Origin of the sequence: Enterococcus sp. DIV0561, from assembly GCF_050539875.1 — a bacterium.
GTDB lineage: Bacteria > Bacillota > Bacilli > Lactobacillales > Enterococcaceae > Enterococcus > Enterococcus faecalis.
On the sequence record NZ_CP172927.1, the window covers coordinates 1,921,176 to 1,943,786 of the forward strand.

At 34.8% G+C, this 22,611-nt stretch carries 15 protein-coding genes; all 15 read right to left on the reverse strand.

Annotated elements, in window-relative coordinates:
• Positions 1-6: 6 nt before the first annotated feature.
• Positions 7-978: a glycosyltransferase family 2 protein gene (locus tag IGM13_RS09330; RefSeq protein ID WP_002419733.1), complete on the reverse strand. Its 972-nt coding sequence runs from the start codon at positions 976-978 to the stop codon at positions 7-9.
• A gap of 39 nt (positions 979-1,017) precedes the next feature.
• Entirely contained in the window at positions 1,018-1,842 is an 825-nt protein-coding gene (locus IGM13_RS09335; RefSeq protein WP_002419734.1) for a LicD family protein, read from the reverse strand.
• A 54-nt stretch (positions 1,843-1,896) separates the two neighbouring features.
• Positions 1,897-3,327: an O-antigen ligase family protein gene (locus tag IGM13_RS09340; RefSeq protein ID WP_162489079.1), complete on the reverse strand. Its 1,431-nt coding sequence runs from the start codon at positions 3,325-3,327 to the stop codon at positions 1,897-1,899.
• 40 nt (positions 3,328-3,367) lie between these two features.
• A complete protein-coding gene (locus IGM13_RS09345; protein WP_002369106.1) occupies positions 3,368-4,342 on the reverse strand; it encodes a glycosyltransferase family 2 protein in 975 nt (324 codons plus the stop codon).
• A 1-nt stretch (position 4,343) separates the two neighbouring features.
• Entirely contained in the window at positions 4,344-5,402 is a 1,059-nt protein-coding gene (locus tag IGM13_RS09350; RefSeq protein WP_002419735.1) for an NAD-dependent epimerase/dehydratase family protein, read from the reverse strand.
• A gap of 13 nt (positions 5,403-5,415) precedes the next feature.
• Positions 5,416-6,120 (reverse strand): IspD/TarI family cytidylyltransferase, encoded by a 705-nt coding sequence (locus tag IGM13_RS09355; protein ID WP_002419736.1) that lies wholly within the window; start codon positions 6,118-6,120, stop codon positions 5,416-5,418.
• A 460-nt stretch (positions 6,121-6,580) separates the two neighbouring features.
• On the reverse strand, positions 6,581-9,262 hold the full coding sequence (locus IGM13_RS09360) for a DUF5776 domain-containing protein (protein WP_002419738.1): 2,682 nt from the start codon (positions 9,260-9,262) through the stop codon (positions 6,581-6,583).
• A 244-nt stretch (positions 9,263-9,506) separates the two neighbouring features.
• The gene (locus IGM13_RS09365) at positions 9,507-10,355 is read right to left on the reverse strand and encodes a LicD family protein (protein WP_002419739.1); all 849 of its coding nucleotides are present in this window, start codon (positions 10,353-10,355) and stop codon (positions 9,507-9,509) included.
• Between the two features lie 15 nt (positions 10,356-10,370).
• Entirely contained in the window at positions 10,371-11,129 is a 759-nt protein-coding gene (locus tag IGM13_RS09370) for a glycosyltransferase family 2 protein (protein ID WP_002419740.1), read from the reverse strand.
• A 135-nt stretch (positions 11,130-11,264) separates the two neighbouring features.
• On the reverse strand, positions 11,265-12,662 hold the full coding sequence (locus IGM13_RS09375) for a sugar transferase (protein WP_002356909.1): 1,398 nt from the start codon (positions 12,660-12,662) through the stop codon (positions 11,265-11,267).
• A gap of 105 nt (positions 12,663-12,767) precedes the next feature.
• Positions 12,768-14,069 (reverse strand): EpaQ family protein, encoded by a 1,302-nt coding sequence (locus tag IGM13_RS09380; RefSeq protein ID WP_002419741.1) that lies wholly within the window; start codon positions 14,067-14,069, stop codon positions 12,768-12,770.
• A 28-nt stretch (positions 14,070-14,097) separates the two neighbouring features.
• Positions 14,098-16,101: a DUF7657 domain-containing protein gene (locus tag IGM13_RS09385; RefSeq protein WP_002419742.1), complete on the reverse strand. Its 2,004-nt coding sequence runs from the start codon at positions 16,099-16,101 to the stop codon at positions 14,098-14,100.
• Positions 16,102-18,243 (reverse strand): glycosyltransferase family 2 protein, encoded by a 2,142-nt coding sequence (locus tag IGM13_RS09390; RefSeq protein WP_002419743.1) that lies wholly within the window; start codon positions 18,241-18,243, stop codon positions 16,102-16,104. It abuts the gene before it with no gap.
• 11 nt (positions 18,244-18,254) lie between these two features.
• Positions 18,255-21,398: a glycosyltransferase gene (locus IGM13_RS09395; RefSeq protein WP_002419744.1), complete on the reverse strand. Its 3,144-nt coding sequence runs from the start codon at positions 21,396-21,398 to the stop codon at positions 18,255-18,257.
• On the reverse strand, positions 21,388-22,605 hold the full coding sequence (locus IGM13_RS09400; protein ID WP_002419745.1) for an ABC transporter ATP-binding protein: 1,218 nt from the start codon (positions 22,603-22,605) through the stop codon (positions 21,388-21,390). Before IGM13_RS09400 ends, IGM13_RS09395 begins: the two co-directional genes overlap by 11 nt.
• Positions 22,606-22,611 lie beyond the last annotated feature (6 nt).

Consider the following 22,611-nt stretch of genomic DNA (forward strand, 5'->3'; position numbering starts at 1 on the left):
TTATGCTCACTTTCTAATTTTATATTTCATGATATGGTACATATCTGTGCTAAAATAAAACTTATGATGATACTTAAAAAAGGCACATAGAATCGGAATAATTTTTTTTCGTTCTAATAAAGATACTCGCATATTCAACTCTTTAATCAAGTTTGAAAGAACTTTGTCTTTATATTCAAATTCTTCAACATGTGGTTGATTATTTAAATAATTCTTTGCAGCCTTTGTACGCTGTAATCTCCGGCGTAAAGTATTCAATCTTTCTTCAAAGTGGTTTTGTCTCTTAGCTAAATCAATTTCTTTTTTAAAGGAACTTTGTCCATGTTTACGCCATCTAATTAATTCTTCCCTAACGATATAGAGCCCATCACTTAGTAAAGAACTTCCCCACATCGCCATATCATGTACAGGATTTTCCATTTCAGATGCGTATAGATTAACGTTTGCAATAAAACTCTTTCTAATTGCATATACACAACCTGGTCGACGTAAAAATAAATTGTTTTCATTAAATACAACCTGTTCTTCTTTTTGATTAGGCAGTTTAACTGAATCAATTTTTTTTAATTCCTCTGCTAATCCTCCCGGTTCTACTAATTCAGTATAATCGCTTACTAAAACTTTGACATCAGTGTTTACAAAAGCGTTACACATCACTTCAATTTTAGATACATCCCAAATATCGTCTTGATCACAAGTAAAAACAATTTCTTTTGTAGCAGCATTCAATAGATTAAAGAAATTTTTGCGCCAACCTAAATTTTCCTTATTGATTTTCAAATGCCACGTTTCACCTAATTTATTTTCAGAGATAAATTTTTCAATTATTTTAACTGTAGAATCTGTAGAACAATCATCCCAAATCAATACTTCATCAACTTTTTTCGATTGATTTTTTAAAGAATCCAACTGTTCTAAGATGTTTTTTTCTCCATTATAGGTAGCCATAACAACAGTTGCTGTATATTGTTGGTCCATTTAAGTACGCCCTCTTTCTAAAAAGCCTATAAATAATCTTTATTTTTGGTAAAAATCATAGGGATGATGAGTGATTCTTTCTTCTACCGGAGGCATTTCCATATAATCTCCATAGCGTAAAGTCAAAAATTGTTTTCGCTTTTTAATGGCCATAAATTGATGTCCTTCAAACTCTACATCTTCATATTCCAAAAACCACTCATTAGGAAACACACCCCAATCTATATGAATCCATTCGAGATAACCACAATGATTTGTTGTTCCAAATGGGATTTTTTTTGCCTCCGTTTGATATAAATCACGCCAATATTGATCGTTTCCTGTTTTTTTTGTTTTAAAATGATGAGGATAACGTGTTATTAATTTTATTAAAGCCTTACTAAGATAAAAACTTCGCGCATAGCTTAAGCCTAAAGTATCCATTAAGTTTAACCGATACTGTTCCGTTTTATTTCTCAGTTCATTTCTCTCCTTTTGACTATCAGGGATGCCATCAATTGGAAAAATATCTACAAAAACTCCTAAGTCCTTATCTTCTCCACCAAAATATTGTTTTGAATGAGCTACAGTATTAGGATCAACTAACTTTGCAAAAGGATAACGAAAATGTTTCCTTGTTTCAAAAGAAAGTAATTGATAGTTAGAGTCGTTTTCAAGGATTTTAATTAACACTTCATAATCTGGTCTCGGCATAACTATATCAATATCATCATCCCAAGGAATAAAACCTTTATGACGTTCTACACCAATCAAGGTTCCATAAAATAATGTATAATGCAAGTTGTTAGATCGACAAATATTATCGATATACACTAATATTTCAACAGCCTTCGCCTGAACTTCGTTTAACGTAAGTTTTTGCATGATATTACTCTCCCACTTATATAATAATCAATTGTATAGTAGAAAAAATGAGCATCATTGCTCATTTCCTCTAATCAAATCATTTTCCATGTCAGTACGATACTGAATTTTACCTAAGTATAACCAAAAGATAACTGTTGCAAAACGTCTTGTTAAAATGACTTCAGTTATCAGTAATCCAGAAATTAAAATGACTAACACAATTTGGTTATCTAACACAAAATCCATATAATTTTTAATTCGAACGCTAAACAGCAATTTAGCAGAGTTAAACATTTTAGATAGCAAGAAAATTAGAAATACAATTGTACCTGAAATCCCTGTAGCTGCTAATAAATAGAAGAAAAAACTATGCGGTGTTTGAGCTGTCTTAGCAATATGAGATTGAGGCAATTTATCTTTAGCTATATCTGCAAAACCTTTTGGAGAAGTGCCAAATATAGGATTTAATTTCATTAAATCTATCGCACTTTGCCAAAGAGCAAATCGACTATTTGAAATATCGTCTTTCCCCTCAACATCTGGTCTCTTAGTAGTAATTTTCTTATTTCCTAGAATTTCATTTTCTTTATTATCTAAAACTTTTGGTACTTCAATATTCACTGAATTTGCAGCAGCAATATACCCTTTTTCTATTAACTGTAAGCCCCCGAAAACAATAGCACCACAGAAAAAAGAAACTAATACTGCTTGCACAACTTTTTTTATAACTGCTTTGGATGTATTTTTTTGAAAGAACCAAATTGTAAAGAACATCCCGAAAATTACCATTGAAATCAACTGAATAACTCCTGATCTTGATCCAGACAATGCTACATAACTAAATTGTAGAAAAATCACCATTGCACAAACCACTTTTAACCATTTGCTATTGGTATTAATAAAATTCCGCACGCCAACCAAAATACAAACTAATGAGATGGTACATGCATAGTTAGGCTCCACAAAAACACCATATAATCGATTTTCAAAAAAACCGATTCTCATTCCGTAATACAAAGACTCTACTGGTTTTGAAAAGCTGATTCGCGCAAAAAATAAGTATAACCCAACGATGACTAATGCAGTCCAAACAATTAAAAGTACATACTCAAAAGCTTTAAAAACAGATTTATCATTCGAACGCCCTACTTCGTAAACGGAAAAGAAAAAGATACATTGCCAAATGATCAACTTAATGTTCTCTGAAAAAGCATACGTATGATTAATAAATGTTGTTAAAAATAAAATTCCTATAAAAGCAATTAGCCAGTATTCTATTCTTCTTTGTTTTTTTTCTATAAAAATTGGCAAGAAGTGACATATGAAGTAAACACCTGACAATAGCATAATTATCAAGGTAAATAATGAATCTATTTTTGTTGGTAAAGTCGAATAAATGCTAACCATTCGACAAATTAGAACTAACTCAAAAAAAACAATATATGTTATAGCTATCCTTTTTTCTATTTTTTGCATCTGCTGTGATAAATTAATAATCATCATATCCTCCAATTATTTAAAACAACTTTTAGATTACAACTTGTTAATCTATTGTTTTTTCTATATATTTTCTTTTCAATTTAATTGGTATTTTATAAAAAGGAAGACCAAACATAAGTAAAATCATTGATAGTTTACGACTTTTTGTAAAAACTTTATTTTTCATAATAAAAATAAAGTTTTTCCGAAGATAGCGAACAATTTGTTTCGTTTCTTTTTCCTTCGAAGCATTACTAATCAAAATTTTATCTAATACTAAAAAATTCGCAAAACAAACTCTTTGATGGGCAGCTTCTTCTATAACTGCTCCCTTACCTTTCAATTTAAGTTCATTCTTCTCCCAAGCTTCTATAAACTCAAATTGTTTATCTGAAAATGTTTCTGTATTAATGCTGCCCATTCGATGATAATAGTAATATTTTTGTGTTGAATCAATAGAAACTTTCTGACATTCAGACAACAAATCTACTATAATAAATGAATCTTCATGATACTTTCCTTTAGGATATCTTAGATCCGCAAAGAGTTTTCGTTTATATAACTTATTTACAGCATGTACGGAGATAATATTTCCTTGTAAAATTAACAATAATGCTTCTTCTCTGGAAAAAGTTCCCTGTATTAAACTTTTTACAATTGGCTCTTTCCCCTCATAGACATCATAAATACCACAGATTGATAAATCGGCATCTTCTTTTACGATATTTGTATATAATAGTTCATACATATCATCTGCAATGTAATCATCACTATCTACGAAACCTAAATACTCACCTGTTGCTATTTCAATTCCAGCATTACGAGCATCGCTGAGCCCTCCATTTTCTTTATGGATAACTTTTACTCGTTGATCTTGTTCAGCAAACTGATCACACATTGCTCCGGAACTATCTGGAGAGCCATCGTCTACAAGAATCAATTCAAAGTCAGTAAACGTTTGAGCTAAAATAGAGCGTACGCATTTTTCTAAATATTTTTCTACATTGTATACAGGAACAATAATACTAATTTTGGGCATATCAATTTCCGCTACCTTCTAAAATTTTAATTGTATGTTTTAATGGTTCTTCCATACTGTCAAACAGTGGCCGCCAACCTAATGCGTAGATTTTTTGATTGTCTAGTAGTGCTTTTGTTGCTTTAGAAAATCCTTGTTTTTCTTGGGCGGTGGCTTCCCCATGAATCACTTTTGTTCCAGCCACATTGGCTAATGTTTCCGCAAAAGTGCGTAACGTAATATCGCAATGTTCGTTTGAAACATTGTAAGCTTCCCCTGTTTGCCCTTTAACTAATAAAAACAGAAGAGCAGATGCAATATCTGCAACGTATGCATAAGAGTATAGTTGGGTCCCTGCACTTTTTAACACAATGTTTTCTTTATGGACTGCATTCATAATAAATTGAGAAGAAGCTTTACTATCCGAAAGTAACATCGTAGGTCCAAACGTACGACTAATTCTTGGAATAACAACATCAATACCATATTTTTGAATATAGGCTTGACATAATGATTCACTTGCTCGTTTTCCTTCAGGATAACCGGCCCGTAGCGTGTTACAGTCAATATAACCGCAATAGTCTTCTGTAAATTTATCAACATCTCCACGATTTTCTCCATAGATTTCAACAGTTGATAAAAATAACACTTTTTCACTATTCGCTTTGACCGCATAATCTAAAATATGCTGCGTACCAGCAATATTGGTCATAATCGTTCCAATTGGATCACTGGCATATGATTTAGGATGTGTATTACTAGCACAATGCAACACATAGTCACAAGCTTCTGCTACCTGAATTTCTTCTGTCACATCTCCAATAACTATATGGAATAACGGATCTTCTAAATAACTAGTAAATCGCTCTTCCAAACGCGACAATGTTCGTCCCATCGCCCAGATTGAAATATTCGCATTTCTCGTTTTGTTTTGGTACATAAGTACATCAATTAAAAAGGTCCCAATCATGCCTGAAGCACCAGTTATAAAAACAGATTTATTTGTTACTTTCGTCCAATCTGGTGTCTTCTCTAAAACTCGTTCAACGTCTGATAAATAATTATCATCTGTAAATAACATGGTATCCCCTCCACTACTCTTCTTTCATTTTCAAGAAGCCTTTAAATAACTGTAAGTCATCTTGTGTGGTTAACTTAATGTTTTTATCTGAGCCTAAAGCAAAATACAATGTTTCGCCTAAATCCACCATCATAGTATTCGTATATGACGATTCAGAAATACCAATATTCTCACGGAATGCTTTTTCGTAAGCCCAAGTTAATTTTTCAAATTTATAGGCTTGTGGCGTTGACACGCGACGTAATGTTTCACGATTAATATATTGTCGAGTTGTTTCCTCAGTTTCTTTTACAAAAATTTGTTCATTATATGGCAACGAAGTCACTGCATTGCCGTATTCTTGACACTTAACAATTACATCAGATAAAACTAATTCATCAACTAATGGACGAATTCCGTCATGGATAACAATAGTATCTTCTGGGTTTGAATGTTCTTTTAAGAAATTAACCCCATTGTTAATTGATTCTTGACCAGAATTTCCCCCTGGGATAATCCATTGTAATTTGTCAATATGGTACTCTTTTGCATAGGCATCTAGTGTTTGTTCCCAACCTTTTTTACACACAACTAAGATTCGATCAATGAGTGGATGCTTTTGAAAAGATTCCAATGTGTAAATAATGATTGGCTTTTCCTCAATCATAATAAACTGTTTAGGAATATCCTGCCCCATTCGTTTACCGACTCCACCGGCAATAATTAAAGCTGTAATCATTTGATACAAAATCCTTTCCCTAACTAGTCAACAACTAGTTTTATTTCAATTTTGTTTAACTTATATATTCATCAATACAGCCAAAACTGCATTCAATCTTTTACATTTTCTCATAACTATCAGTAAGTTTCAATAATTTATCTTAGACCTTAATCGAACTGTAAATATTGGCGGTATTTTATTTTATATATTTTAATAGTCTTAGGTTTTATCTTATTACTTTTTTTATTTCGATATTGATTGAATAAAAAATGATTGTTATGCTTTTCATCAATTTCAACAACACTTTTAGCCCCTTTATAAATAGCGAAATTTTTTGACCAATAAAATCTTTTTCTCTTTAAAAAAACACCTTTGTCGAACTCGTACAAAAATAAGTTCAACAAAGATGTCAATATATATTTAACCTTTCAAATATTCTCTTTACTTTAATCAATAAGGCTGTTTATTGGCGGATAGCTTAATCAACTTTTGCTACATACCACTTATTAGCAGTTAAATACCCATGTTTCGTCTTTAACCTTGGTATGCCATTATTTGTATATTCGATTGCTTCAACTTCAACAATCGTATTCTTCTTAACGGCCTGTCCTTTTTTAGTAAATTCAACATTATTGTAGAAGCAATCATCAATTAAGAGCTTAACTTTTTTTGGATTAGTGACAAAGTAATTGTTATTGGTATTTCCAGCAGCTGTCACATAGTTTTTATTTGCAGTAAGATATCCTTCTTCTGTCTTCAAGCGAGGAACACCTTTAGAGGAATACTCAATGCCCTTAACTGGAACGACAGTCCCAGATGATAAGGTTCTGCTAGCATTACGAAACTCTACATCAGTATATAGTTTATCTGACACTCGCATAATAATTTGGTGCGGATTTTCAGTGAAGTAATTATCTGAATTTGATACCAATTTTGTAACGTATGATTTGTTAGCAGTTATATAACCTTTGGCAGTCTTTAATCTAGGCAATCCGTTTTCGGTATAATCAACACTTAAAACTTTGATTAATGTATCTTTGGAAACAAACTCACCTTTTTTACTGAAATTTACATCTTGATAATAATAATCATTTGTTTTCATAACTACATACTCTGGATAATCATATAGATAATCTTTGATGTTTGGCACAACTTTTTGGGCATAACTTTTATTAGCCGTTAAATAACCATTTGGGGTAATCAAACGAGGAACTTGATTTTCACGGTACTCGATTCCCACGACAGGAACTAAACTTCCCTTGGAAACAGCTGCTCCTTTATATAAGAAGTCTGGATCCCCATAAAAATTATCATTATTTTTCATAATAATTTGCCCCGGATTAACCGTATGATAGTTGGCAATCCAAGATCCAGTAGCTACTACATAGTTCTTGTTAGCCGTGAAATAATACCCATTCGCCGTCTTCAATCTAGGAATTCCTGATTTTGTTTTCTCAATAGCAGTTACGGTTAAAACACTGCCTGCAGTTACTTTATTTGCTTTTGTCTTAAATTCTACATCTTTGTAATAGGTATCTTCATTTCTAGTAATTACTTGTCCAGGATTAGATGTGTAGTAAATATCTTCTAATCCTTTATATTGTTCAACTATATTTTTATTTGCAGTCAAATATCCTTTCGCTGTTTTCAATCGAAATATACCACTTTGAGTATAAGCTAAATCTTCAACTTCTACTATTGTTCCCTTCGAAACCTTAGACAATCTTTGCTTAAATTCTGGGTCAGCATAGAAATAATCATCGCTTTTCAAACGAACTTTTTTAGGATTTGTCGTAAAATACAAATCAATATTGCTTTGTGCTGCCAATACATAATCTTTATTTGCTGTTAAATAACCTTGGTCTGTGACCAATCGAGGAATTCCTGCTGAACTATATTCAATTCCCTTAATGGTAACTAGTGTATTTTTTTTAACTTGCCAACCAGGAATTCTAAACGCCACATCTTGGTAAAAAGTATCGTCATTTTTCATGATTACTCGACCTGGATTAGTTGTGTAATACTTACTTAAGTCAGGGCCACTACTATTACCCATATTTAAAAAATTACTATAGGTCATGGAAATATCAAATGGACGCCCTTCATAGTTAGCTAAGCCAGGGAAATACATTTGCGAAGACCATTGCCAAGCACCATGGTCATTATTCCACTGCATGGAACTATCAGGAGTATATGGATATTGCGCTACCCATACTCTGTCTCTTCCGAAGGCGGAGGTATCGATATAACCAGCTGTTAACCACCATTTGCCGACATACAACGCATCATTTTTATACCCCAGTGCCTTTAATTGCTGGTTAAATGCAATAGAATTAGCATGGGCGTTTCGTCCATTGTTTGTAAGCGTTGGATCTTCCGCATCATTAAACATTATGGTATTTTTATCTAAGCCAGAGTTAGCCGCCGCCTGAGCAAAATATCTTGCTTCATCTTGTGCTGTCGCAGCAGAGACATACATACTATAGTGATATGCTGAAACTTTTAAGCCAGCAGCTTTGGCATTTCTAATTTGGCCAGCAGCATATGGGTTAACATACCAAGTTCCTTCTGTCAATTTAACCGAGACGCCTGTTACACCATAACTTTTAATTTTTTGATATTCAGCTACTGAAATGTCGCCATTCCAACTAGAAACGTCAATAAAATTCTTGCCAGGCAAATTAGGATCATTCGCATAGACGTTCGCAACTGTTGCTCGCGCTACCCTAGAAGAAATGCCGTTTTTCATAGCATATGTTCCTTTTTTATGGTTCGTTCCTTCACGTGCTGCTTCTTGATAATCCGCTTCATCTTGGTCAATGTTCTTTTTTTCTACTTCAGAGCTTTGTGATGCTTCTGTTTTACCATCTGTTGTGCTTGTTTCTGAAACAGAAGAATGTTCTTCGGTTGTACTATTTGTTGAAGAATCAAGAGGCTCTTCTTTTGTGCTTGAAGCAGAACTATCGCTTTCAGAGGTATTTTCTTCTGTAACAGAAGATGTATCCTCTGTTGAATTAGTCGTTTTTTCTGACGTAGCTTGAGTGACCAAGCCAGTCTCCCCCGTTGTTTCTGTTTTTACAAGCTCTTCTCCTGATGCAATCACACTAAAACTATTTAATAATACGGTACAAATTAACATACCTGAAATGATTTTTTTCATGAAACTCTCCTTATATATTTAATAATATGTATCTTTCTTAAATACTCGCCATTAATCCTTAAAAAAATGTGCATCCTATAACCTTCAACTAATTGTTTTCACATTTTAAAACTAACACCAATTATTATCTCATACCTTTATTTCAAATTCAATTACGCTTTTTTAACATTCCTATATCAATTTTTTACTTTTAAATGGTAAAAAGATGAAAACAGATCTTTAATCGATTGTTTTCATCTTTTATTTATTTTTTAAGATATTCTGTGTATGATTTTTTAGTATCAACAATTAGCGCTTCATGATGGGGTTGGCGATCTTCCTCTGGTGGCAATTGCATATAATCCCCAAAAACCTCTGTTAAGTAGCGCTTGTAGCCCACTGGTATTGGCATTTTTGTATCTTCAAACGGAACAAAAATAGCAGATTTAAAATCTTCCAAATGATAAATATTACCCATGTAGCGTGGTCCGACACATAATTCTGTGACATAAGGAGTTGAGCCAAAGGAATATTTGGTCATTCTTTTTTCAGCAAAGCGCCAAATATGATAGCGAACCTTTTTCGATGGAAAAATATTCAATAATACTCGACTCCCCGTTGCTAAAATGCCACCATGTTTTTCTGGTACCACTTGTGAACAGAATAAAGCATAAATTAATGCCCAAATTTTTTGTTTCTTCCTTTGAAAATTTCCTTTTGGCGCACCATCTAAAGGAAAAATATCGATAGGAATACCATGAGGAATTGTCAATCCATCTTGATAGGTTTTAATAAACGTTGTCTGTGCATCCCTAATTGTCATAAATGAATTATGATCATTATACGTTTTTGAAGCAACTAACAATGGATACCGCTCTGCATCTGCATATTTAGGCCAAAGCACTTTTAATTTTTCATAATCTGGTCTTGGCATAAAGAAATCTAAGTCATCATCCCATGGAATAAAGCCTTGACTGCGGATTGCTCCAATACAACCGCCTCCACAAAAATAACAGGTTAGATTATGTTCTTCACAAAAAGCTACAAAATATTTTGACATGCGTAAAACAACTTGTTGAATTTCTACTAATTGCGTCTGTGTTGTTTGTTCCACTTCTCCTTTTCCTCCCTATTCATTCTTTGCATATTTAAATGTTGTATAGAATAAAAAACGCATTAAGTAGAATGAACTCTTAATAACTGAAAACTGTTCATTTTGACGCAAAATTTTCCAAACCCAACTGATTGTATTCCATTTGTTAGAAGATGTAGAGGTGGTTAGCTTACGATAAATGGCTAATTTTTCGTTAATAAAATAAACCGTATTTATTTCTTTCAAAATGTTTAACCAAGTAGCATAGTCTTCATGTTTTAAATCCGGCATTAAATGGCGTTTAAGCAGCTTAGACTCAACCACGACCGTTAAACAGCCGATAGTATTTGTTTTTAAAAGATCTTGATAGCTTTGTGGTCCCTCACTAAAATTACGCTCATGAGTAATTTTGCCCCCTTCATTACATACAAAATAAGAACTACATGTAAATAAAAGTTTTTTTTCTTCCATCCACTTGATTTGAACTTCTAATTTATTAGGAAGCCATAGATCATCACTATCTAAAAAGGCAATATATTGTCCCTTTGAAGCTTCAATTCCTTTATTTCTGGTCTTTGCAATGCCCATGTTCTGTTCATTTTTCAGTAAAAAGATTCTTGAATCTTTTTCCATAAAGGCAAGTGCAATATCAATAGAATCATCTTTACTTCCATCATCAATGAGTAATAATTCCCAATTCTGATAGGTTTGTTCCAGAACGCTTTCAATAGATTTTGATAAAAATTTGCCTGCATTGTACATAGGCATAATAATTGAAACAAGTGCTGTTTCCATTTGTTCACTCCTCGTTGCATTTTATGTAAGAATGTAACAGTTTATATTATCGCATAGCTCTTTTATTATTTCAACGTTCCTTGTTTCCAAAAAAAAGTTTGAGACATAAGCTTAAATAACTTATGTCTCAAACTTTTAACGGTAAATTCTAATAGCATTCTCTTTACAATAATCCATCGTCAATTCTTCACGTTCTTCAGACTCATCCAATCCTCTTGATGATACTTTATCAAAGAGAATTTTGATGGTTTGAAGCAGAATTTTCATATCCAATAGTAATGAATAATTCTTGATGTACAGTAAATCAAAGTTCAATTTACTATTGTAGTCAGAAGCATACTTCCCATAAACTTGGGCATAGCCGGTAATCCCCGCACGTACATTGTGACGTAAATAGTAATTCGGGTTTTCCTGATTAAATTGATCAACAAAGAATGGTCGTTCAGGACGTGGTCCGACAATAGACATATCTCCGCGAATAACGTTGATTAGTTGTGGCAACTCATCAATACGTAAAGCGCGCAAGTATTTACCAACTGTAGTGACGCGACTGTCGTTACTTGTAGATAAGACTGGACCTGATTTTGCTTCCGCTGTTGCCGACATCGTTCTAAATTTTAAAATCGAGAACTCACGTTGATCTAATGTAATCCGAGTTTGTTTGTAAATCACTGGTCCCGGTGAGGTTGCTTTGACTAAAATTGCTGCAATAAGCATTAAGGGGGAGGTAATCACAAATAGGCAAACAGAGACTAAAATATCGAATAAACGTTTAATAAAATTCTCTTCTGGTTGGATTTCAAAATTTGAGACTTCGATAATACTTTCATCTTCAAAGTTCATCATGTTTGGTTTTAGCATAATTAGATTTTCAAAACTTGTATCTAAAAAGATTTTTTTCTTGTGTTTGACAATTAATTGATACAATTTTACTTTTTCGTTCTCATCAACATTACTTGAAATATAAACAATATCGATTTCATCGATAATTTTTTTTAAGTTTTCATAGTAATTGCTGACAACAACGCTCGTTACTTTATGCTTGTTATTTTTATCAGACATAAAGTTTTGAATTGACCGCATAACTTGATTTTCTTTACCTAGTAAAACAACTTTTCGCTCATTGCTGACCTTTAAGTAAAGATAATAAACAAGAATTCGCCAAAGACTTAGAACAATAATTCCGATTATAAAGGAATATCCTAAAACAGAACGCGGGAACGTAAACCAACGTCCGGCAAATGTCACAATCATAATCGTTAAAGTCATTAAAATTTGACCAATCACCGTGACAAAAATGATGTCACTAATTTTGCGATTATAAAAAATATACGCACCTAACAACAAATTCAAAAAGATAAAAAAGATTGAAATGTAAATTGCAGATTTTTCATAAGCCACAAAGTTAAATGAAGGAATTTCTCGGCCAAATTTCACCATAAACCCTAAGATGATTGATAAATTATAGAGCAAAACGTCTGCTAAAATAATTACAATTCGTCTTGCATTACTCCATTCACTTTTTGATGTCATTAAAAACTTCCTCTCTTCACTTCCAGTAATTACATTATTTGTAATAACATGCAATCCCTATATTACCATAATGTCAGCAGACAAGAAAGTTCTATAGGATGAAAATTATCTGCGATGTCTTTGGACACGACTTAATTCTTCAGGTTGATCCCAGCCCTCTTCGTCAACAGGTGTTATTGGGCGCTCTTCATTGCTAACAGGACTTGTTTGTTTCATTCGTTTTCTTCTTTTAGGCGTCGTTGGTCTTTCATGTCTTCCTCGTTTTTTCTCTGGCCGGAAGTAGAAGGCTAGCCCAAGGAAACTATAAACAATCGGCATCCAATGAGGCGCTAATAAAATATCTTCCATAAATGAATGAATCCAGATTAAAAGGAAGCCTAAAAGTAAACTAACTTGCAAACGATCCAATGTTTTTTTGCGGAAACCAATCAATAAAATCATACTGACTAAAAAACCAAATAAAATCAGATAGCCGATGACACCAAAATTACTTAACGTAAATAGAAAAGCATTATGTGTCCCTAGCGGTTTCCATGAGGCCACAAAAGGCTCCATACCGACTTTAATATGTTGAGGATCAGATAACCATTTAGCAAAAAACTCATGCCAAATTCGTTCTCTTCCTGTAAATAAATCCACAGTATCCGATTCCGCACATAAGTAAAATAACAATGGTCCCAATGCAGCTACTCCGACAAAACCAAACAGCCAAACTTTCGAACGTTGCAAGAAACGTTTTGGTAAAAGATTATCCACCAGAATAAAACCAACTAAAATGGCAAAAGAGGTTTTTGATTGACTGACCCATGTACCTAAAACACCACCAATGTATACAGGTAAAAGCAGCAGGTTAAAAACCTTATTTCTATATGCTTTGATCAAACTACTGGCCATCATTGTTGAAAACATCAACGTGGCACCAATCGTATTGGTATTAATCCAAATACTTTCTAGTTTATTTGATTCTTTAAAAATTTCGTCTGCTGGAATCAACTGAGGCAACTCCACGGACATCCGATACAAAGTCGCACTCAAAGCAACTAAAGAGACAATTAATAAAAGCGTTTGATCCAAACGATCAAAGACACAAACTTTAAAACAAAGGACCAACAAAATAATTAAAGGAATCATTGTATCTGTTTGCATCGTGCTATGACGGATTGATTCCGTAAAGTGAAACAAGAGCCAGGTGGCTAGCGCCAACGCTACGGTCAGCCAGTCAATAAATTTTAATTTCGTACAATTTAATAGCAGTACAAGTATTACTGCTATTAATAATAAAATTGAACTATTGGCATACATATATTTTGTGACTGGCGCATCAATTCCTACGACCCACATCGTATACGAGCCGATCATTGTAACTAATAAAATAAGTCTACCGATTCTATTCAATACTTTTCCCATATTCAAACCTCATTCCATGAATGAATCACTAGTCGTTTATTCGATAAATATATGCCCCGTTCTGATCAGGTCCATATAATTTTTCAAAATGAATCGTTGGTGTGTCTAACGGTTCTAATGGTTTATAAACGACCGCATATTTAATCCCATATTCTTTTAATTTTTCTGGAGATAAACGAGCAATAATCGCGTCTTTTTGCATCAACTCTAAAACAGGAGTCTGATTTCCTACTTCAACATTGATGTGCGCATAGCGATTATAAATAAATGTGTCTTTTCCTTTTGGATCTAATGTTTTCCAAGCCTCTAAGTCAGGTGTAAAAGCGACACCGTTAAAGGTATGCACACCTAACATTGGCAAATAGCCATACATCAAGCGTTCGCCCACCCACAATTGGTTGGGGTCTTTTTTGTTAATTTCTTCCACTTCTACCGCTAATTTTTTTCCATAGACAGCAGAAACGCCACGAGAAATTGGATTTACAAAGGCTCCAGAAACCATAATGATTCCTAATAAGACAAGGACAAATAACGTGCGCCAACGTTTAAATAAAGCAACAATTAAAACGGTAGCGACAACCAAGACACCAATGATGTCCATTCGTGTAACATATAACCGTAAATTGCCCGTATATAAAACAAAGAAATACAGAACAACATTTAATCCTAGCGCCCCTAACCAGGCCATCATTGGAATTTTTGCTTGACGATTCCATAAATAATCGATGAACCATAAACTCAACAACACAGCGGCAAACCCAAAGGATAACATCGCCCGTTGTTCTGGCACATAAGACCACAATGTCAACTTAGCAAAAATTGTTGGAAATTGAACGCTCATCCAAACTAAGTTAAATAAACAATACACGAATAAGACAAAACCGTAAATGTTTTCTTTTATTTTTTTATAAAAAATAAATGGTGAGAGCGGCAAAATAACAAAAAATAAATGATAAAAACTACTGATTTCCGAATTATTGGAATATGGAACGTCTTGAAACGGTAATTTCCAGTTTGTTAAAAATAACAAAATATCTCGTTTGGGTATATCGCCACCTAAACTTACCCGTTTTCCTGGATAAGCGGTATCCATTACTGCTTTTAAGGAATCCAATGAGCCATATAGCGATCCGCCAACAATAATCGCCGTCATCAAGAGTGCCCCACCTATCAGGACCCCATCCCACTTATCCAACTTAATTTTTTTACGAAACTCTAAAAAGAATAAAATTAAAAATAATAAAATCAAATAACCAAGTGGTACTTGTAACGCAGGATAAATAACTAAAACAAATCCTGAGGCCATAATAACAGCCGTTATCGCACAAATGACACGACGTCGAACACTACTATGATAATAGAAATAATTATAAATTCCCACTAAAAAACCTAAGCCAAAAAATACTAAATCTCCAACTGGCGAGACAAACCACCATTGAAGGGCCGAAGAAAACGGAATCCAAACACTTGCTAACAAAGCTAAATATTTATTCCGCCGCGTGACGATCAAACCAATTTCAAAAGAGAATAAAATCAAACCAATTAATTTAAGATTCCAATACCAAGATAATCCATATTCTTTACCCAGCAGCACGTAGCCCCACGTAAAAGGTTTCGCTAACGTGGCCAAATTCCACGCTGGCGAATTATAGCCTACCACCATGTCTTGCCCATTTAACGTAATCACATCATTATGTGTTTTCAAACCCGTTTGTGTTTGAGAGAGACTAAATGGGGTTTGAACGAGCCATTCATCCGAACGAACACCTCTTGGTTCACCAGCAATTAATGAACTTTTTTGTCCATCCGCATATTCAGAAACATACGCATCCCACATGTTTAATGAACTCCCATGGACTTTAAAGGCGACCAGTAAAATAAAAATGACTGCCGCTAGCAGATAGCGCCAGCGTAACAAATGATCAACCAAGCGAGCGCTGTGCTCAGCTTGGTTGCTTAATGGTTGTTTTTCTTTTCTTGTAGTTAGTTGTTGTTCCATCTTTTCGCTCCATTTCGTCATCCGCAATTGCATCTAGTCAATTCGTAATGAAAAGTTGGGAATATCCCTTGTCAGATTAGGATTATAAAATGGATCATTTTCAATTAAAGGTCCCCATTTTTCTTCCATCATCACTTTTTCTTGTTCAAAACGTTTTTTCTTTTTGCCTTTATCATCATATCCACGAGTTTGAGATTCAAAATGATAAAGCTCTGCTTCATGAAGCCAAACATTGTCACGTCCTAAAGCTTGGACTTTCAGGCATAAATCAACATCATTGAAAGCTACGGTAAACGCTTCTTCAAAACCACCAACTGCATCAAAATCTGCTTTTTTCATAAGTAAGCATGCGGCAGTTACTGCTGAATAATTGACATTAATAGCTAACCGGCCAAAATAGCCTAAGTCACCATGGGGATACCCATAATGGCCATGCCCAGCGACACCACCTAATCCTAAAATAACACCTGCATGTTGAACCGTATTATTTGGATACAATAATTTCGCACCTACACAGCCAATCCGTTCTTGCTGAGCAAATGAAACCATCAAAGTTAACCAATTCTCTGTAATCACTTCGGTATCATTATTTAAAAATAACAAATACTCTCCGTGCGCTTTTTTCGCTGCACGATTGTTAATAGTTGAGAAATTGAATGGAATATCGATTGATTCAACGAAAAAGCGGCCAGGCAATTGTTTTTCAAATTCTGCATATAATTCGTGCATTTTTGGATCTGTACTTCCATTGTCAGCCATAATAATCTCGTAATTTTGGTAGGTTGTTTTTTCAATAATCGATGAAACACAACGTTGTACGTCTTTATAGCCATTTTTAGTTGGAATAATAATTGAGACTAACTTTTCAGATTCAATGTCATAATAAACATCGTATAAGCCATTCGCCGCCCCATGCGTTGCATGGCCATTAATTTCTCGACGAACAAGCGCATCTTGCACGGCTCTTAGTCCCGCTTCAAAAGCATAACCTTTGGAACCCTGGTCCACTGCTGTTGAGGTCGGTAGCATCCGCCAATAGTAAAGAACTTTTGGAATATGTTTGATGCGTTCTTTTGTCGTTTTTTCAGTAAATCTTAAGACTAAATCGTAGTCTTGAGAACCTTCGTAACCTTTTCGAAAGCCACCAATTTCTTCTAGAATACTCCGACGATACACGCCTAAATGCGAAATGTAATTGGTTCCTAAAAGTAAATCAGGTGACCAATCTGGTTTAAAGGCTGGATCAGAACGATTTCCATCCATGTCAATCTTATCTTCATCACTATAAATTAAATCCAGTTCTGGGTTTTCATTAAGCACTTTAACCACTTCATAAAAAGCATTGATCGCTAATTCATCATCGTTGTCTAGTAAGGCGACAAATTCTCCGGTAGCAATCGCTAAAGCAGAGTTGGTTGCTTCGGAAATATGACCATTTTGTTCACGAAAGACGACCCGAATTCGCTCATCCAATTGCTGGTACTCTGTTAAAATCTTTTTGACATTGGGATCTGTTGAGGCGTCATCGGCCATACATAATTCCCAATTAGTATAGACTTGATTCAAAATAGAATCAATGCACAACCGAAGCCATTTTTCTTCAACATTATACACTGGCATCGCAATGGAAATTTTAGGTTGATAATGAAATGTTGCGATTTCTTGCGTCATCGCTTCTATGTCTAGTACTTCATTTCTAGCTAACCAGTTAGGATACGAAGCTTGATTTCTTAGTTTCTCAATTTTCGCTCGTTGAATGGTATGAGAAATACCATTTTTAGCCATATACTTAAATCCTTTTTTGGCTTTTATCCAGAGACGAGTCACTTTATCTTCTGTCCCTGGAATCACTGGATATTTTTTATTCAAGGGAAAATCCACCGTTACAACATGTGCTGATGATTGAAAATGAAAAGGGAGTACTTTTTTTTGTTTAATTCCTTCAAGTGTAACAACAAAGCCAGCTTCAATCGCAGGCTCTGTTTGATAAATTTGATTAACATCTTCACGTAAAACGCGCTGAATGTTATAAGCGGACACTTGGTTTTCATTATTAATTGTGAAAGTTGGGCTTTCTTTAGTGATTGTATCCAACGCCCAACCTGTAATGGTTAAATTATTTGTTGTTTTGTCGCGATAGATACTATCAAAGATCACCTTAATGTCTTCATTCATGTGCATTCTCCTTATAGATGTTTCGGATTTCGGTAGGGATCAACTAAAGCTTCCGCGGTCCATTTTTCCGCAAGTTCTTTATAAGATCCTTTTTTATCATGGTTTTGCATTTTTTCGTCTGCTTTCAAAATTGCATAGGACACATATACATTTCGTTTACCAGCGCTAGCAAATTGTAACGATAAATCGACACCCATCCATTCTTTTCCTAAGTTTTCGTTAATTCCTTCTAAATTTAGGTAAAGTTGTTTGTTGAATAGTAAGCAGTCTTCAGTTGCTGCTTGAATATTTCTTGGTAAAGCAATTCTGTAATAGTAACCTAAGCTTTTACCAGGGGTGCCTTTTTCGGGATAAAGTAATCGCCCTTTGTCTGTATCAACTGATACTCCTACTGTTTCCACGCGATAGCGTGCGTCAACTACGCGGCCAGTCACTAAACCAGAGGTCTCTTGTTGACCAATGTTCATTAACTCTTTTAACCAATCATTTTTCGTTGGTACCAATCCAGCATTTAATAAAGCTACATATTCTCCCTTAGCAGCTTGAATCATGCCATGACGAGTTTCTGTTGAAACATAACGAAGACGGTCATTTTGGATATTTATTTGATTCTCGAAGCGTGCAGGCAATAGAATTTCATAATTTGTATAGGCAGTTTTTTCTAATAATTGACGTAAGTAGCTACTCATATTCTCTGTATCATTCGTAATAATCAATGATACCATCGGCACATGATCATAAAGATAGTTAATTTTATAGGAACCATAAAATTCGGCAATCTCTACTTGTGCTTTTAAGCCACGGCGTTCCGTTGCCGCTTGGACCGCTTTTTGACCAGCTACATAGGCGTAACCTTTGCTTTCAGGGTTTAGAGCAGTCGATGATTCAATGGCACGCCAATGATACATCATACCAGGAATATGCTTGATTTTCGTTGCTTGTTCCGTTGCTCGTAATACGAAATCATAGTCTTGAGCGCCGTTATATGCTGAGTTCAATCCGCCTACTTTTTCTAATAAATCACGTTTCACAACAACAAAGTGTGTAATGTAATTATGGTTTAAAATCAGTTCTGGATTCCAGTCCGATTTGTAAAACGCGTTGAAGCGACGACCATTTTCTGTAATTTTATCTTCATCAGTATAAAGAAAATCAATCGTTGGGTCTGTATTTAAAGCTTTGACCACTTCATATAATGCTTGTGGCGCTAATTCATCATCGTTATCCATGAAACCAACAAAATCGCCAGTAGCAATCGACAAAGCTGAGTTAGTTGCTTCTGAAATATGTCCGTTTTCTTCGCGATAAATAACTTTGATTCGTTGATCTAGTTCTTTATATTTTTCTAGCATGGGCTTAATATGTTCGCTTGGCGATGCATCATCTGCTAAACATAACTCCCAATTTTCATAGTACTGATTTTGTAAAGAAGAAACGCACGCTGCAAGCCATTTTTCTTCGACATTATAAACAGGCACAGCGACAGAAATTTTAGGCTGAAATTGGAACGTTTTAATTTCCGCTAAAACTGCCTCCACGTCAACAGGGGATTCTGCTTTTTCTTGTCGTTTAAAGTACCACTTCACTGAGCCCATCAAACCACGTGTCTGAATCGAACGCCATGCTCGATCAAATTTCGTGCCCGGTTGAACCATGTTTGGACGCTCCACCACGTATTGAACCTTCTGGCCTGATTTGGTGTCAATGTTTAACGTGTAGGCTGGTAAATCTTCTGGATCTTTAATCGTAATGACAAAACCATAATCTTGATCGCCTTCTAATTCAAACATATCAATAACATCCCGACGATATTCTGTTTCCACCGTATAAGTGACTGATTCACTAGCTTCTGCAATACTGAATCTTAGCGGATAATTTGTTTGTTTGTCATACGCCCACCCTCTGATAACAGAAACGTTATTTTCTACATCGCGAGCAATATCATCGATGGTTAAGTTAATCATTTTATCAAATTTAGTTAATGTGATTCGTTTATATTTTCCAGTAGGCATAGGGGCTGTCTCCGTCTGTTTATTCATTTCTTCTAAAAATTGATTTCTTTCATCTAACAATGCATGAATAAAGGTATTTTCACGTTCTGAATAGTTGCCTTCAAAGAAATAATCAATGTCTACTGTCAGGTCTTTGCCTGCCATTTGTGCATCGGTTACTTCGATTACAGGTACTTGCGTATCTAAGAAATAATAGACATTCTCTTGTACCAGAAAAGCATTCGTGGCTGCGACTGGGACTGTCTGGCCGTCTATCGTCATGGATAATTTGACAATTGCCCCCGTTAAACTTGGGAATAATTTTATCAGTTGGACGTCTTCTGGTATCTTCAGTTGGAACTGTTTTGTTTCAGGTTTTTGTAAATCAACTGGTTGATCCAACTCAGTCTCTTTTTCTTCGCCGCAATTAATTAAAATATGAACGTTTTTTTCATTGTATGAATTTACAGGTGTCACTCGCTCTGGCTGTTCTACAGGTTCAGCAGTCAAGGCAAAAAAGTACTGATACACTTCGCCAAAGGGACGCGCTTTAAAAGCTGCTTGTACTTCTACAGGTAACGCTTCATACGTCGTAGGAATTTCGTTGTAGCCAACTTGATTAAATGTAAAATCTTCTTTGGCAATGTATAAACCAACTTCTGCAAAAACTTTTTCAAATCCTTCTTGTAAATAGAATGATTTATGCGTAGCATCCAACAGCCCAGTTTCATTCCACGTTAAACGATTATTAAATAAATCAATTAAGACCGAATTATGCGCCAAATTAGGGAAAGTGATTAAGATTTGACCGCCTGGTTTTAAAAACGGTTTGACTTTTGCTAAGGCGCTTTGAGGATTCATTAAATGTTCCAACACATCCGCAAAAACGATATAATCAAACGTCTTACCAGCAAAGTATTCGACCCAATCATTTTCATCAATATTGCCATAAAAGGCATCTGTTGAAAATTGACTGACATGATCATAAAGTTCTTTGTCTAATTCAACAATTGAGACCCGGCACTTTTTTTCTTCCATCAAATAGCTAGTCATCCGCCCATTACCTGGACCAAATTCCAAGACATCACTATTTTCTTTGATTTGTGCTACGATTTTCCCAACACTGGTACTCTCGTCTGTTTCCATTTCAAAATCATACTTCATCTTTTGTCGTATCCTTCCATTTATGATCTAAGATGACAATTCCTTCTCCGGCATAACGACCGGTAATAAACATCGTCACGTATTTTGTTTTGTAGACTAATGGGACTGTTGCATGTTCCTCAAAGAAAGCAATATCAAAATAATATTCACCTGTTAATAATGACATTTTTTCATATTCTAAATAAAAAACATTCCGTCCTTTTTTCCAAGGAATTTGCACGCCATCTAATAACGTATTTAAGCCACAGACATAATGGTTGTCCACTGTTCGAATAGCGACCCCACAAACAGGCTTCTTAATTTGGTCATTTTTGACAGTATATTCAATTTTTACAATCACTTTTTCATCTTGCGTTACCATTTCTAATGGTTCATAATCCGCGTTTAAAAGTTCCGCATGATCCACTTCAATAATATCTGGCGCTGGGGTTTCATCTTTCATGGTCGCTTCGCGGTCAACTGTTTTAATTGATTTCTTTTTCAAAAAGTTTTCGTAGTTGGTAGTCACGTCCATCGTATCTCCATATTCAACGACTTTCCCGTGTTGCAACCAAAAAGTTCTGTCACAAAAACGACGGATGGAGTTTACATCGTGAGAAACAAATAAAATTGTTTTACCAGAATTTTTAATTTCCGTAAATTTTTCCATACATTTTAATTGAAACTCTAAATCCCCGACAGCCAACGCTTCATCGACAATTAAAATATCGGGATCCACGTTAATAGCTACCGCAAAAGCCAAGCGGACAAACATACCACTAGAGTACGTTTTAACTGGTTGATACAAATGATCACCGATGTCAGCAAAATCAATGACATCTTGGACACGCTCTTCCATCTCTTCTCGGGAAAAACCTAGGACCATTCCATTTAAGAAAATATTTTCATATCCTGAATATTCTGGGTTAAAACCTGAACCTAATTCAAGCAACGCTGAAATTTTCCCATTAATCACCATGGACCCGGAGGTTGGTGTTAGTACTCCTGTAATAATTTTTAACATGGTTGATTTCCCAGAGCCATTTTCGCCGACAAAACCAATCATCTCGCCTTTTTTAATTTGCATCGTGACATCGTCTAACGCATAAAACAAATCGTGGTAAGATTTTTTTGTTGGACTAAGCGCTTCTTTAAACCGATCGGACGGCTTTTTATACATGTTGTATGTTTTGGTAATATGTTGGATATCGATTGCATATTCTGACATGTCGTT

Excerpts from the sequence above, each read along its gene's own strand:
- IGM13_RS09335 (WP_002419734.1), bottom strand. The coding sequence starts at position 1,842 with ATGCAAAAACTTACGTTAAACGAAGTTCAGGCGAAGGCTGTTGAAATA.
- IGM13_RS09370 (WP_002419740.1), bottom strand. The coding sequence starts at position 11,129 with ATGGAAACAGCACTTGTTTCAATTATTATGCCTATGTACAATGCAGGC.
- IGM13_RS09395 (WP_002419744.1), bottom strand. The coding sequence starts at position 21,398 with ATGAAGTATGATTTTGAAATGGAAACAGACGAGAGTACCAGTGTTGGG.
- IGM13_RS09355 (WP_002419736.1), bottom strand. The coding sequence starts at position 6,120 with ATGATTACAGCTTTAATTATTGCCGGTGGAGTCGGTAAACGAATGGGG.
- IGM13_RS09350 (WP_002419735.1), bottom strand. The coding sequence starts at position 5,402 with ATGTTATTTACAGATGATAATTATTTATCAGACGTTGAACGAGTTTTA.
- IGM13_RS09400 (WP_002419745.1), bottom strand. The coding sequence starts at position 22,605 with ATGTCAGAATATGCAATCGATATCCAACATATTACCAAAACATACAAC.
- IGM13_RS09340 (WP_162489079.1), bottom strand. The coding sequence starts at position 3,327 with ATGATGATTATTAATTTATCACAGCAGATGCAAAAAATAGAAAAAAGG.
- IGM13_RS09385 (WP_002419742.1), bottom strand. The coding sequence starts at position 16,101 with ATGCAATTGCGGATGACGAAATGGAGCGAAAAGATGGAACAACAACTA.
- IGM13_RS09380 (WP_002419741.1), bottom strand. The coding sequence starts at position 14,069 with ATGGGAAAAGTATTGAATAGAATCGGTAGACTTATTTTATTAGTTACA.
- IGM13_RS09330 (WP_002419733.1), bottom strand. The coding sequence starts at position 978 with ATGGACCAACAATATACAGCAACTGTTGTTATGGCTACCTATAATGGA.
- IGM13_RS09375 (WP_002356909.1), bottom strand. The coding sequence starts at position 12,662 with ATGACATCAAAAAGTGAATGGAGTAATGCAAGACGAATTGTAATTATT.
- IGM13_RS09360 (WP_002419738.1), bottom strand. The coding sequence starts at position 9,262 with ATGAAAAAAATCATTTCAGGTATGTTAATTTGTACCGTATTATTAAAT.
- IGM13_RS09345 (WP_002369106.1), bottom strand. The coding sequence starts at position 4,342 with ATGCCCAAAATTAGTATTATTGTTCCTGTATACAATGTAGAAAAATAT.
- IGM13_RS09390 (WP_002419743.1), bottom strand. The coding sequence starts at position 18,243 with ATGAATGAAGACATTAAGGTGATCTTTGATAGTATCTATCGCGACAAA.